Here is a 13,084-nt window from a genome sequence, read left to right as displayed (position 1 = left end):
ACCCCCGCGCGCAGCCCGTCCACACTTGCCGCATGGCCAAGAAGTCCCCCGAAAACGCCTCCCCGGTCGCCCAGTTCGAGCAGTCGCTCGAATCGCTGGAGCAGCTGGTGGAGCAGATGGAAACCGGCGAGCTGAGCCTGGAAGCGTCGCTCAGTGCTTACGAACGCGGCGTCGGTCTGTACCGTCAGTGCCAGCAGGCGCTGGAGCAGGCCGAATTGCGCGTGCGCCTGCTCAGCGATCCGGCCCAGCCGGAAACGGCCGAGCCTTTCGATCCGCCCAACCATGACGGCTGAAGCCCTGTTCGCGCGCTGGCGCGACCGTATCGAAAGCCAGCTCGATGCCGCCCTGCCCTCGCCCGCCGAAGCACCGCAGCGCCTGCACCAGGCCATGCGCTATTCGGTGCTGGGCGGTGGCAAACGCATGCGCCCGCTGCTGGTGTATGCCAGTGGCCACCTGTTCGGCGCGCAGCCGGAACAGCTGGACGCGGCGGCGATGGCTGTCGAGCTGATCCACGCCTATTCGCTGGTGCATGACGACCTGCCGGCGATGGACGACGACGCCCTGCGCCGCGGCAAGCCGACCACCCACATCGCCTTCGACGAAGCCACCGCGATCCTGGCCGGCGACGCCCTGCAGACGCGTGCCTTCGGCCTGCTGGCCGATGCGCCGCTGCCGGCCACGCTGCGCGTGGCCTGCCTGCAGACCCTCGCTCACGCGTCCGGCGCCTCCGGCATGTGCGGTGGCCAGGCGCTGGACATCGATGCCACCGGCCAACAGCAGACCCTGGCGGCACTGACCCGCATGCATGCGCTGAAGACCGGCGCGCTGATCCGTGCAGCGGTGCGCATGGGGGCGCTGTGCGGCCAGGCCCACGAGCCGCAGCTGGCCCAGCTCGACAGTTTCGCCGATGCACTCGGCCTGGCCTTCCAGGTCCGCGATGACATCCTCGATGTCGAAGCCAGTTCCGAACAGCTGGGCAAGACCGCCGGCAAGGACCAGGCGCAGGACAAGAGCACCTTCCCCGCGCTGCTCGGCATGGACGGCGCGAAGGCGCAGCTGCGCGAACTGGCCGCACGCATGCAGGCCACGTTGGCCGGCCATGGCGAAGAGGCCGATGCGCTGCGCGCGCTGGCAACGCTGGCGGTGGAACGCGATCACTGATCGCCGCCGGTGACGCTGCCCTCAAACAGAAACGCCCGGCAATGCCGGGCGTTCCTGTTTGCACATGCGGCCGGTATTACTTGATCAGGCGCAGGGTGAACGGGTAGCGATAGGCTTCGCCGTTGTTGGCCTTGACTGCGGCAATGATGCAGAACACCAGGTTGATGATGCCCACGATCGGCGCCAGGATGCCGCCGATGATCACCACCATCAGGATGATGCTGATGACCATGGCGATGGTCACGGTGATCTGGAAGTTCAGCGCTTCCTTGGCCTGGTCGGTCACGAAGGCCTTGCTGGCGTCATCCTTGTTGATCAGCCAGATGATCAGGGCGCCGATGAACCAGGTGAAGATGCCCAGCAGGTGCGCAGCCAGCGCCATGGTGCGCTGGTCGGCCGGGGCATCGGTGGTTGCCGGCGGCGGCGGGACGTTATCGAATTCGCTCACGACAAAACTCCTTTTCATTGGGTGGTCTTGACCCACCAGCACCAAGCTGGTTGCGTCAGGCGCGCATAGCTTACGTCATCAATGCCATCAATCATTACCGGCGACGGTCATCCGCCCCAGCAGGATCGAACCGGTCCGGATGTGCGAGCGCGGGTCGACGTCGCTGCCGACCGCCTCGATGCTGCTGAACATCTCGCGCAGGTTGCCGGCGATGGTGACGCCGTCCACCGGGTACTGGATCTCGCCGTTCTCGACACGGAAGCCGCCCGCGCCTCGTGAGTAATCGCCGGTCACCCCGTTCACGCCCTGCCCCATCAGCTCGGTCACCAGCAGGCCGTCACCCATCTGCCGGGCGATCTCTTCCAGCGGGCCGGCATTGGCCGCCAGCTGCAGGTTGTGCACGCCGCCAGCATTGGCGGTGGTCTGCAGGCCCAGCTTGCGCGCCGAATAGCTGCCCAGCACGTAGCGCTGCAGTACGCCGTCTCGGACCAGCGCCGAACTACGGGTGGCCACGCCGTCGCCGTCGAAGGCGGCCGAGCGCAGGCCACGGCGCAGGTGCGGCAGCTCGTCGATCTGCATCCATTCCGGGAACAGGCGTTGGCCGACGCTGTCCAGCAGGAAGCTGGCCTGGCGGTACAAGGCGCCGCCGGACACCGCCGACAGCAGGTGGCCGACCAGGCTGCGCGCCACTTCCGGGGCGAACAGCACCGGCATGCTGCCAGTAGCCAGTGAACGCGGCTGCAGGCGGGCCACGGTGCGCTCGGCGGCACGACGGCCGACCAGGCCCACGTCTTCCAGGTCCTCCCGGGCAAGCGCGCTGGTGTACCAGCCATCGCGCTGCATGCCATCGCCCTGCCCGGCGATCAGCGCGCAGCCGACCGAATGGTGGGTGCCGCGCTCACGACCAAAGAAACCATGCGAATTGGCATACACCGACAGGCTCTGCATGCTCGACACCGATGCGCCGTCGGAATTGCGGATCTGCGCGTCGGCCTCGCGACCGGCCGCCTCGCAGGCCAGGGCCAGGTCCACCGCCTCATCGGCCTGCAGCGCCCACGGGTGCCAACCGTCCAGCTCCGGGAAGTCGGTGGCCATCAGTGCGGCCTCGGCCAGGCCGGCAGCCGGGTCATCCTCGGTATGCCGGGCAATCGCGCAGGCCTGCTCGACCGTAGCGGCCAGGCTGGCCTCGTTCAGGTCACCGGTGCTGGCACTGCCCTTGCGCTGGCCGAAATAGACGGTCACGGCGATGCCGCGGTCACGCGTGGACTGCACGGTCTCGACCTCGCCGAGGCGGACATTGACCTCCAGTCCGCGGTCCTCGCTGCAACTGACCTCGGCCTGGCTGGCGCCCAGCGCGCGGGCGCGGTCGAGCAGCTGCTGGGAGAGGTCGGCCAGCCGTTCCAGCCGGGCCGGGCTGTCGTCGCCGACGGCCACTTCAGGGGCGATCACGTTCAATGCTTTATCCTGTACAGGTTGGGCCCGGCATCACGCCGGGCGACTTTTTTTGAGATCAGGTAGGGACGATGCGCGGACGCGACGAAGAAACCGGTGAATTCCACGACAAGAGCCGCAGCCAGAACCGGCGCGACGCGCTCGACGTCCTGGCCCTGGGCGAGAAGCTGGTGTCGTTGACCCCGGCCCAGCTGGCGCGCCTGCCGATCCCGGAAGACCTGCTGCCGCATATCGCCGAGTGCAAGCGCATCACCGCCCACATCGCCCACAAGCGCCAGCTGGCGTTCCTGGCCAAGCACATGCGCCGCGAGGACGAGGCAACGCTGGACGCGATCCGCGATGCGCTGGACGCCAACAGCGAGACTGGCCGCCGCGAAGTGGCGATGATGCACCGCGTGGAAGACTGGCGCGACCGCCTGTTGGCCGACGGTGACAAGGCGCTGGCCGCCCTGCTTGACGACTACCCGCAGGCCGACCGCCAGCAGCTGCGCACCCTGGTACGCAACGCGCAGGCCGAAAAGGCGAAGAACAAGCCGCCGCGCGCCTACCGCGAGATCTTCCAGGTGCTGCGTACGCTGATGCTGCCGGCGGCGCTGGGCTTGAAGACGGCGGGCGACGAACACGCCGGCGATCCGGTCGACGAGGCCGACGAGGACTGAGTCCGCGCCGGCCCGGGCGGTGGCCGCGGCCATCGCCACGCTCAGGCCTGCGTACCGCCGACGGTGATGCCCTCGATCAACAGCGAGGGCTGGCCGACACCCACGGGCACACTCTGCCCGTCCTTGCCGCAGATGCCCACGCCCTCGTCCAGGGCCAGATCGTTGCCGACCATGCGCACCTTCTGCATGGTCTCCGGGCCGTTGCCGATCAGGGTCGCGCCCTTCACCGGGGTGGTGATGCGGCCATCCTCGATCAGGTAGGCCTCGGTGGCCGAGAACACGTACTTGCCGCTGGTGATGTCGACCTGGCCACCGCCGAAGTTCACCGCGTACAGGCCCTTCTTCACCGAACGGATCATCTCCTGCGGGTCGTGCTCGCCGGCGCGCATGTAGGTGTTGGTCATGCGTGGCATGGTCAGGTGCGCGAACGATTCGCGGCGCCCGTTGCCGGTCGGGGCCATGCCCATCAGCCGCGCGTTGAGGCTGTCCTGCATGTAGCCGACCAGGATGCCGTCCTCGATCAGCGGGGTGCACTGGCTCGGGTGGCCTTCGTCGTCGATGTTCAACGAACCGCGGCGACCGTCGAGGGTGCCGTCGTCGACGATGGTCACCCCCGGTGCGGCGACGCGCTCGCCGATGCGGCCGGCGTAGACGCTGGTGCCCTTGCGGTTGAAGTCGCCTTCCAGGCCGTGGCCGACCGCTTCGTGCAGCAACACGCCCGGCCAACCCGGGCCGAGCACCACCGGCATCATGCCGGCCGGCGCCGGCACCGCGTCCAGGTTCACCAGCGCCTGGCGCAGCGCTTCCTGGGCCAGGGCTTCGGGGCGGCCGCTGGCGAACAGCGCTTCGTAGCCATAACGGCCACCACCACCGGCGTAGCCGGACTCGCGACGGCCGTTGTGTTCGACGATGACCTGCACGTTCAGGCGTACCAGCGGGCGCACGTCGGCCGCCAGCACGCCGTCGCTGCGGGCGATCAGCACCGTATCGACGCCGCCGGACAGGCTCACCATCACCTGCTTCACGCGCGGGTCGGCGGCACGCAGGTAGCCATCCAGGCGCTTGAGCACCTCGACCTTGGCCTCGTTGCCGATGCCGTCGATCGGGTCCAGCGCCGGGTACAGCGCGCGCGCATTGCCGCGCAGCAGCGAACGTCCGGTCTGCGCACCGCCCTCGCGCGAGATCGCGCGCGCCGACTGCGCCGCCGCCAGCAGCGCATCGGCATGGATGTCATCGGAGTAGGCGAAGCCGGTCTTCTCGCCGGAAATCGCCCGCACGCCCACGCCCTGCTCGATGGAATGGGCGCCGTCCTTGACGATGCCGTCTTCCACGCTCCAGCTCTCGCGGCGGGCGTGCTGGAAATAAAGGTCGCCGAAGTCGACACCAGGGCCGAGCAGCTGCCCGAAGGTGCGCTCCAGGCCGGCGGTATCCAGGCCGCCGGGGCGCAGCAGGCGGTCTTGGGCAAGCGTCAGGGCGATATCAGTCATGGTTTCGATCTGGGGGTGCGGGGGCGCTCAGGCAAGCCCCGTGAACAGGAAGCCGTGCTCAGCGCGAGCGCGGCAGGTCGGTGACGGTCGGCGGAATGGCCGGTGCAGGTGCCGGCACGGGCGGTGATGGGGTCTTGTCGCGGCTGCGCTCGATCACTTCCACCTTCGGCTCCTTCCATGGACCGGTCACCTTGTAGGTACGGGCGCCAATCTCGCCCAGCGGCTTGGACAATACCGCATTGGTGGCCGCGCCCAGCGCCGCCCCCACCGGGCCGCCGGCCACCGCACCGACCACGGTCAGCAGGTTGCCCGCGCGCGGGTTGACGTCGATGGTCTGGTCGAACTGCTGGTTGCGCAGGTCGGCCTGGCCACGGATGGTGATGTTGGCCGCCGGGCCTTCGATCAGCACCTTGTCGGTGCGCGCCATGCCCTGACCGAACTGCATGCTGCCCTCGATCTGGTTGAACGCGAAGCCCTTGGAGAAGAAGTCGCGGAAATCGAACATCAGCCGCCGCGGCAGCTGCGCGACGCTGAGCAGGCCCAGCACGCGGCCGGCGCCCGGCTCCAGCTCCAGCAGCTGGCCATTGCGCGCATGCAGGTCGAGGCTGCCCTGCAGGTTGCCCAGCTGGAAGTCCGACGGCCCCCCGCTCCAGGCCGCCTGCAGCTGCGCCTGGCCGGAACCGCCGCGCAGCTGGCCGCCGTAATCAAGGTTCTGCATCAGCCCGCCCAGGTCCTCGCTGCGCACCTGCGCGGTCAGTTCGGTACGGGCGCCGCCCGTACGGCCGAGCCAGCGGCCGGTGATGTCGATTTCCTGGTCCGGCGCGCGGAAGCGCAACGCGTCCACGTTCAGGCCGTTGGCCAGCGGGCGCGTGCGCAGCACCGCCTGGCCCAGCACCACCTTGCCGAACTTCAGGTCGGCGATATCCAGCGCGAACGGCGGCAGCGTGGCCGGGTCCATGTCATTGGCACCGGCCTGTACCCGCGCCGGCGCGGCGGCCGCACCCGGTGCCGCCGGCAGTGACTGCCAGTGCACCCGGTCAAGCTGGCCGCTGATGGTGCCGCCGTCGGCGTTGGGTACGGTCAGGCGGCCGGCCAGCGACGGCCCGTCCAGGCGCACGTCCAGTGCCTGCGGGCCCGGGTGCAGCTGCAGCCGGGTCTGCTCGAAGACTCCGCCAATCAGCTTGAGCTGGCCGACCTGCACGTCGACCGTGCGCAGCGGCATCGCGTCGTCGTCACTCCCACCGCGCGCCAGGCTGATCCACTCCAGCGCATCCAGGGTCGGGCTGCGGCCATTGACCGTCAGTCCGCTCGCCGGCGGCTCGCGGTCGACATGGTCGCTGCCCAGCGTGACCTGCACACCGGTCTGGTTGTTGTGGCTGCGCGCGGCCAGGGCCAGGCGCTGGCCGAACGCCACATCGATGCGGCCGGCGCCCATCGGCAGCTGCGCGGCCACCGTGGTCGCCAGCGGCTCGGCGGCCGGCTTGTCCAGCGGCGCCGGCAGGTCGAGCCGGGTGCCGACCAGGTCCGAACTCAGTCGCAGCTCGCTCGGCGGCGCAGGCGCGCCGGGCGCCACCTTGGGCAGGTTGACGCCGATGGTCCAGGCCGAATTGCCGTTGATGTAAGGCTTGAGCCAGGCCATCTCCGGAGCACGGTCGATCAGCACGCTGGCATCGAGGCGGGCGGTCAGCTGCGACTCGAAGGCGCGCGTGCTGTCATGCACGTAACCGCCGGCACGCAGGCTCAGCCGTCCTTCCTGGCCGAGGTGGCGCACCGCCAGGTCCTCGGCGCCGAAACCGCCATTGCTGTAGCGCGCCTGCCCGTGCATGTTGTCAAAGGTCAGCTGGAAGCGCTTGTCGACCAGCTTCACGCCGGCCAGATCGACCGTGCCCTGCAGGTGGCCCTCGCCCTCGTCCTGATGCAGCGGCTGCAGCAGATCGAAGGTCACATGGGCCGGACCACTGGCGACCAGATTGTCCAGCGTATCGCCGTAATCCTTGTGCAACGGGCTCTGGCGCAGCATCGCCAGCAGCTTGCCGGCCTCGCTCGGCGCGTCGGCACGTACGTACAACGGCTGGTGCCCGAAGTCCGGAATGCCCGCTTCGAATTTCTGTACCGCCACGCCGGCAAGATCACCCCGTCCACGCATGTCGAAGCCAGGGCCGATGAAGGCGATGTCGGCGTCGACCTGGCTCATCAGCGGCCAGTCGTGCTGGAAGCGGATGTCGCCATTGGTGATGTGGCCGGTGGCCTCGAAGCGGCCATCATTGTTGTCGAACGGCCAGTCGTCCAGGTCACCGGTGACCAGGCCGACGCCATTGCGCACCTGGCCGCCAGCCAGCGCCATGTCCAGCCAGTCGGTGGCGCCCTTGCTCATCTTGGAGTGGATCCAGAAGCGCTTGGCCGCCGTCATCGGCACGTCGTCCAGCTTCGCGGCCAGCTGCAGCCACGGCCGCGTGCCGTCGCCCTGGAACCAGACCCCGCCGCGCACGTCGGCCGCGTAGTCGGTGCCTTCCACACGCATCGCCGGCGTCCCGATCCGCCAACCACCGCCCTCGTCGCGCCAGCCCACGATCTGTCCGGCCAGGTGCAGGTCATGGCGCACGCCGAAGCCGGTCGGCCAATCGAACTGCAGCTGCCGTTGCGGTTGCAGCTGCAGGCTGAAGCCGTCGGCGTCGCCTTCAAAGCGCCCGCCCAGGCCGCGCAGGCCGGGCGAGTTGCCCACGCTGGCGAAACCCAGCGACTGCAGTTCACCCTGCGCCCACAGGGGGCCATCGCGTTCGCCCGACAGCTGCAACGCGCGCACGTCCAGCTGCGGCCTGGACAGGAACAGCCAGCGACGCAGGCCCGGCTCAAGGCGATCACTCAGGGCCAGCGCACGCAGTGCGATGCCGGCCTGCACTTCACCGGAACGGACCTGCAGCTGTTTGCCGACCTGCAGCTGCAGGCCATCGAGGCGCTGCTCGCCGTCTTCATTCTTCAGCCGCAGCTGCGGTACCTGCAGCGCCCAGCCCTCGGCCTGGCGCTGCCAGCGCAGGCGGGCCTGCAGTCGCTGCAGCTGCAGCTGCGGCGCCGCCATGCCGGGTATCGGTGCGCCATCGATACGCACGTCGCGCAGGTCCGAATCCGTGGTCAGCGCCACCGGCGCGAAATCGCGCAGGGTCAACCACAGGTTCAACTCGCCCTTGCCCTCGCGCAGGCGCACGCCGCCAGCCGCCAGCAAGGGCGCCCAGGCGTGGAAATCGACCGGGTCGGCGCCCAGCCAGGCCTCGCCGTTGCCGCGCGCACGGTCCACGTCCAGCACCGCGGTCAGCGGCAGCGCTTCGGGCTGCGCCCAGGCGCGTACGCCCACGCGCAGGCGATCGCCATTGACCCGCATGCGCAGGTCGATGCGCGGCAGCGTGGTGTCGATGCCCAACGTCGGCGCGTGCACGCCCAGGCGCCCCCCGATCACCTGCAGCTCGCCCAGCCGGCGCAGCGCATCCAGCGGATCGCCGCCGTTGTCCGATTGCGGCAGCCCGCGCACCGTCCAGCGTCCGTCCTCGCCCTGCTGCAGATCCAGCGCCAGGCCACGCAGGCGCAGCTCGGTCAGCGAGCGCCCGGGCAGCAGCCCGCTGTACATCGATACCAGCACCTCGGCCTCGCCGATCGCCAGGCCCTGCCCGGCGCCGATGCGCAGGCCTTTCAGCTGCAGCAGCGGGCCACGACGGGTCCAGGCGGTCTGCAGCTGGTCGAAACGCACCGGCTGGCCGGCACGCTCGCTCAGCCAGGCGGCAATCCTGTCAGGATGACGCTCGGCCAGCGGCAGCAGCTGGCTGAGCGTGCCCACCAGCAGTGCAAGCCCGACCAGGCCCACCGCACAGGCGGCAATGAAATGACGGCGGATCCTTCGCAGTCGCAGGCGCGGCGGCGCGCTCATCGGCCACCGCCGGCCTGCAGCCGGCGAGGATCAGAGCAGAACGACATCGAATTGCTCCTGCAGGTACTGCTCGTCCGCCTGGAAGCGGATGCTCTTGCCGAGGAACTCTTCCAGCTCGGCCACCGCCGAGGATTCCTCATCGGTAATTCGCGCGACCACCTTGGTCGAGGCGATCACCAGCAGGCGCGCAGCATCGAACTGGCGCACGGCACGGGTGATCTCGCGGAAGATCTCGTAGGTCACCGTCTCGGTGGTCTTGATGCTGCCGCGGCCGCTGCACTGCGGGCAGGTCTCCGACAGCTGGCGCTCCAGGCTTTCCACCGTACGCTTGCGGGTCATCTCCACCAGGCCCAGCGGCGAGAAATCATAGACCGTGGTCTTGGCATGGTCGCGGGCCAGCGCCTTTTCCAGCGTGCGCAGCACCTGGCGACGATGCTCCGCATCATCCATGTCGATGAAGTCGATGATGATGATGCCGCCCAGGTTGCGCAACCGCAGCTGCCGCGCCACCGCCTGCGCCGCTTCCAGGTTGGTGCGGAACACCGTTTCTTCCAGGTTGCGCTGGCCGAGGAACGAGCCGGTGTTGACGTCGATGGTGGTCATCGCCTCGGTCTGGTCGATCACCAGGTAGCCACCGGATTTCAGCGGCACCTGCTTGTCCAGCGCGCGGCCGATCTCGTCCTCCACGCCGAACATGTCGAAGATCGGGCGGTCACCGGAGTACAGCTCCAGCTTCTCGGCCAGCACCGGCATGTACTTGGCGACGAAGGCCTGCAGTTGGCCGAAGGTCTCCTTCGAGTCCACCTTCACCTTGTCCACGTCCTTGCGGATCAGGTCGCGCACCGACCGCAGCGGCAGGCTCAGGTCTTCATAGATGATGCTGCACGACGGCGCTTCGCGGCCGCGGCGCTCGACCACGTTCCACACGCGCGACAGGTAGGCGATGTCCTCGGCGATGGCCTCGGCCGGCTGCCCTTCGGCGTTGGTGCGCACGATGTAGCCGTAGCCGCCGTGCTGCGCCGACAACTCGGTCACCAGCGCCTTCAGGCGGGCGCGCTCGGTTTCATCCTCGATGCGCGCGGACACCCCCACCACCTTGGACTGCGGCAGCAGCACCATGTAGCGCGAGGGAATGCTGATCTGCGTGGTCAGGCGTGCACCCTTGGTGCCGATCGGGTCCTTCACCACCTGCACCACGATGTCCTGGCCGTCACGCAGCAGCTCGACGATCGGCACGCTGGCCGGCGGCGGCAGCGTCGTGTTCTCGGTGTCGGCACTGGCCACCGGGGCCGGGCGCACCACGTCGTTGGCGTGCAGGAACGCGGCGCGCTCCAGGCCGACCTCGACGAACGCGGCCTGCATGCCGGGCATGACCCGCTGCACCTTGCCCTTGTAGATGTTGCCGACCACACCCCGGCGCCAGCCGCGCTCGATGTGCAGTTCCTGCAGCATGCCGTTCTCGATCACCGCGACCCGGGTTTCGCGGGGGGTCACATTGACCAGGATTTCCTCAGACATCGGCAGCCTCCCTGGCGGCATCGGCAGTGGGGGCCGGCACGCCACAGCGCGCCAGCAGACGATCGGTATGCAGCAATGGCAGCCCCATGACGCCGGAGTAGCTGCCGGAAAGATGTTCGATCCAGCGCTCGGCCCCGCCCTGGATGGCGTAGGCCCCGGCCTTGTCCAACGGCTCGCCGGTGGCGACATAGGCGGCGATGTCGGCGGCGGCGATCGGGGCAAAGGTCACTTCGGAAATGACCAGTTCGCTGTCCAGCCCGTCGGCGCCGACCACCACCACCGCAGTCATCACCTGGTGGGTGCGCCCGGCCAGACGCGCCAGCATCGCGCGCGCGCCGGCGGCGTCGGCCGGCTTGCCGAACACTTCACCGTCCAGCACCACCTCGGTGTCCGAGCCGAGCACCCGCGCCTGCGGGTCCTCGGCCAGCACCCGGGCCAGCCCGGCGCGCGCCTTGTCGGCGGCGACCCGGCACACATACTGTTCGGCACTCTCGGTCGCGGCGCGCTGCTCGACGACCTCCAGGTCCAGGGCCTGGAAGGGGCGTCCGAGTCGGGCCAGCAACTGGTTGCGTCGGGGGGAGCGGGAAGCAAGATAGAGCATCGGCACAGCATAACCTGAGCCCGTCACCTGAATCGTCGGCAACCCGTTACGGAACGCGTACAACCCCTTACAGGCTCACAGCGCGTTCATCGCTACGACACCACCCTCACCGCACAACAAGGAGATCCCATGCGCCTGACCGCCACCCCGCTGCTGCTCGCCCTGTCCCTCGCCCTTGGAACCTCGATGACCGCCCATGCCGCCCCGTCGTCGCCGTCGATCGCCGCCGCGGCCGAAGGCACCCTGCTGAACATTTCGGCCAACGCCGAGGCCACCCGCGTGCCGGACGTCGCCACCCTGTCGGCCGGCGTGGTCACCCAGGCCGCCGACGGCAACAGCGCCATGCGCCAGAACGCCCAGCAGATGGACAAGGTGCTGGCCGCGATCAAGGCCGCCGGCATCGCCGAGCGCGACGTGCAGACCAGCGGCGTCAGCCTCAACCCGCAGTACCGCTATGCCGACAACGAGGCGCCGAAGATCACCGGCTACCAGGCCAGCAACACGGTCAGCCTGAAGGTCCGTGACATCGCCAAGCTCGGCAAGGTGCTCGATGCGCTGGCCGCTCAGGGCGCCAACCAGATCAACGGTCCGCAGTTTGAGATCGACCAGCCCGAACCGGTCTATGACGAAGCCCGCCTGGCCGCGCTGAAGAAGGCCCAGGCCCGCGCCCAGACCTATGCCAAGTCGCTGGGCCTGCAGGTGCGCCGCATCGTCAGCATCTCCGAGAACAGCAGCGGCGGTTTCCGCCCGATGCAGATGATGCGCACCATGGCGGCCGGTGCGGCGATGGACAAGGCCACCCCGGTCGCACCGGGTGAATCGACCCTCTCGGTCAACCTGGACGTGGTGTTCGAACTGGGCCGCTGATCGCGTCCGCCGCGGTCGACGACACAGGCGGGTCCCGCAGGGGGCCCGCCTTTTTCGTGCCCTCCGCCGACACTGGCTGAAGGCCAGCCCAACGATCATGCCCCTGCCTCTAGGCAGTAGCCGTCGTGCCGCGCTACTGATGGACTGCCAGCCGCGTGCGGCAACCCCGCCACGGGCCCTGGTGCGTTGAGGACTTCGTCACTGGCATGGAGGTGGATCATGGTTCGTACGTACCCCGTTGCATCCCTGCATTTCGACCCCGCCCGGGTGGCCGCCTGGAGCGCGGCGATCGCCCTGCACCTGCTGGCCTTCCTGTTGCTGCTCATCCCTGCGACCTACCAGGCCGTGCAGGTCCCGCGTGAAAAGACGCCGGTCCGGCTGATCGAGAAGATCCCGCCACCGCCAACGCCGCCGGTTCCGGTCCCGCCCAAGGAGATCGTCCAGGTGGTGCCGAAACCGCGAACGCAGCCGGTGGTACCGCCACTGCCGGCGCCCACCGCGACCGTGGAGGAGACCCAGGGCATCGCGCTGCCGGCCGCCGAACCGGCTCCGCCGCAGCTGGCGCCCAGCATCGACACGTCCACCCCTCTGGCCGGCGCCCAGCTGCAGTACCGCAGCGCCCCGCCGCCGACCTACCCCATCCAGTCCCTGCGCAACCACGAACAGGGAACAGTGCTGTTGCGGGTGGAAGTGGACAGCCATGGCCAACCGGTCGCGGTCAGCGTCGAGCGCAGCAGCGGCTCGCGCAACCTGGACCAGGCCGCCCGCCAGCAGGTGCTCCGGCACTGGCGCTTCGAGCCTGCCCAGCGTGACGGCGTGGCAGTTCCGGCCATCGGCCTGGTACCGGTACAGTTCTCGCTGCCCGACTGAGCCCCACCACCGGCCCGGCCTCGCGCCGGGCCGGTCCCTGCCGCTGCCCGGGAAATGCGGACAGGCCAGGGACCAAGCGTTACCGATTAAGCAAAATTTCACGAC

11 protein-coding genes are annotated in these 13,084 nt (G+C 69.1%); 5 read left to right on the top strand and 6 right to left on the bottom strand.

Translation table 11 applies throughout. The features are described from left to right. Positions 1–32: 32 nt before the first annotated feature. Together ACUVWL_RS02460 and ACUVWL_RS02455 are read left to right on the top strand one after the other, a co-directional pair. Complete coding sequence (locus ACUVWL_RS02460) at positions 33–293, top strand: exodeoxyribonuclease VII small subunit (RefSeq protein ID WP_014647931.1); 261 nt, start codon at positions 33–35, stop codon at positions 291–293. Next, positions 283–1,161, top strand: a complete 879-nt coding sequence (locus ACUVWL_RS02455) for a polyprenyl synthetase family protein (protein WP_032961955.1) — start codon at positions 283–285, stop codon at positions 1,159–1,161. Before ACUVWL_RS02460 ends, ACUVWL_RS02455 begins: the two co-directional genes overlap by 11 nt. A gap of 76 nt (positions 1,162–1,237) precedes the next feature. Here ACUVWL_RS02455 and ACUVWL_RS02450 read toward each other — a convergent pair whose 3' ends face one another. Then, on the bottom strand, positions 1,238–1,609 hold the full coding sequence (locus ACUVWL_RS02450; RefSeq protein ID WP_014647933.1) for a DUF4870 domain-containing protein: 372 nt from the start codon (positions 1,607–1,609) through the stop codon (positions 1,238–1,240). An 87-nt stretch (positions 1,610–1,696) separates the two neighbouring features. Beyond that, positions 1,697–3,064 carry a metalloprotease PmbA gene (gene pmbA / locus ACUVWL_RS02445; protein WP_014647934.1) on the bottom strand — a complete coding sequence of 456 codons (1,368 nt, stop codon included), beginning with the start codon at positions 3,062–3,064 and terminating at the stop codon, positions 1,697–1,699. Between the two features lie 68 nt (positions 3,065–3,132). Between pmbA and yjgA the strand changes: the two genes are divergently transcribed. Then, positions 3,133–3,720, top strand: a complete 588-nt coding sequence (yjgA, locus tag ACUVWL_RS02440; RefSeq protein ID WP_014647935.1) for a ribosome biogenesis factor YjgA — start codon at positions 3,133–3,135, stop codon at positions 3,718–3,720. Between the two features lie 41 nt (positions 3,721–3,761). On the opposite strand, the gene tldD is transcribed toward yjgA, so the two are convergent. Genes tldD through ACUVWL_RS02420 form a run of 4 tightly spaced genes read right to left on the bottom strand, consistent with a single transcriptional unit; the run spans position 3,762 to position 11,242 of the window. Next, positions 3,762–5,207 carry a metalloprotease TldD gene (tldD, locus tag ACUVWL_RS02435; RefSeq protein WP_014647936.1) on the bottom strand — a complete coding sequence of 482 codons (1,446 nt, stop codon included), beginning with the start codon at positions 5,205–5,207 and terminating at the stop codon, positions 3,762–3,764. Between the two features lie 58 nt (positions 5,208–5,265). After that, the gene (locus ACUVWL_RS02430) at positions 5,266–9,123 is read right to left on the bottom strand and encodes a YhdP family protein (protein WP_445978784.1); all 3,858 of its coding nucleotides are present in this window, start codon (positions 9,121–9,123) and stop codon (positions 5,266–5,268) included. A gap of 30 nt (positions 9,124–9,153) precedes the next feature. After that, complete coding sequence (rng, locus tag ACUVWL_RS02425; RefSeq protein WP_005418079.1) at positions 9,154–10,641, bottom strand: ribonuclease G; 1,488 nt, start codon at positions 10,639–10,641, stop codon at positions 9,154–9,156. Continuing rightward, positions 10,634–11,242, bottom strand: a complete 609-nt coding sequence (locus ACUVWL_RS02420) for a Maf family nucleotide pyrophosphatase (RefSeq protein ID WP_032961948.1) — start codon at positions 11,240–11,242, stop codon at positions 10,634–10,636. The genes rng and ACUVWL_RS02420 overlap by 8 nt, the downstream gene beginning before the upstream one ends. 129 nt (positions 11,243–11,371) lie before the next feature. Between ACUVWL_RS02420 and ACUVWL_RS02415 the strand changes: the two genes are divergently transcribed. Both ACUVWL_RS02415 and ACUVWL_RS02410 read left to right on the top strand, forming a co-directional pair. After that, on the top strand, positions 11,372–12,109 hold the full coding sequence (locus ACUVWL_RS02415) for an SIMPL domain-containing protein (RefSeq protein WP_262093172.1): 738 nt from the start codon (positions 11,372–11,374) through the stop codon (positions 12,107–12,109). A 219-nt stretch (positions 12,110–12,328) separates the two neighbouring features. Next, a complete protein-coding gene (locus tag ACUVWL_RS02410; RefSeq protein ID WP_014647940.1) occupies positions 12,329–12,979 on the top strand; it encodes an energy transducer TonB in 651 nt (216 codons plus the stop codon). Positions 12,980–13,084: the final 105 nt, after the last annotated feature.

The sequence above is a fragment of the Stenotrophomonas muris genome, from assembly GCF_052751275.1.
Note: the sequence above shows the minus strand (reverse complement) of the source record. Positions and strands in the feature narration are given on the sequence as shown.

Bases quoted from the DNA above. Each gene is read 5' to 3' on its own strand.
- ACUVWL_RS02460 (WP_014647931.1), top strand. From the start codon at position 33: ATGGCCAAGAAGTCCCCCGAAAACGCCTCCCCGGTCGCCCAGTTCGAG.
- ACUVWL_RS02455 (WP_032961955.1), top strand. From the start codon at position 283: ATGACGGCTGAAGCCCTGTTCGCGCGCTGGCGCGACCGTATCGAAAGC.
- yjgA (WP_014647935.1), top strand. From the start codon at position 3,133: ATGCGCGGACGCGACGAAGAAACCGGTGAATTCCACGACAAGAGCCGC.
- tldD (WP_014647936.1), bottom strand. From the start codon at position 5,207: ATGACTGATATCGCCCTGACGCTTGCCCAAGACCGCCTGCTGCGCCCC.
- ACUVWL_RS02430 (WP_445978784.1), bottom strand. From the start codon at position 9,123: ATGAGCGCGCCGCCGCGCCTGCGACTGCGAAGGATCCGCCGTCATTTC.
- rng (WP_005418079.1), bottom strand. From the start codon at position 10,641: ATGTCTGAGGAAATCCTGGTCAATGTGACCCCCCGCGAAACCCGGGTC.
- ACUVWL_RS02420 (WP_032961948.1), bottom strand. From the start codon at position 11,242: ATGCTCTATCTTGCTTCCCGCTCCCCCCGACGCAACCAGTTGCTGGCC.
- ACUVWL_RS02415 (WP_262093172.1), top strand. From the start codon at position 11,372: ATGCGCCTGACCGCCACCCCGCTGCTGCTCGCCCTGTCCCTCGCCCTT.
- ACUVWL_RS02410 (WP_014647940.1), top strand. From the start codon at position 12,329: ATGGTTCGTACGTACCCCGTTGCATCCCTGCATTTCGACCCCGCCCGG.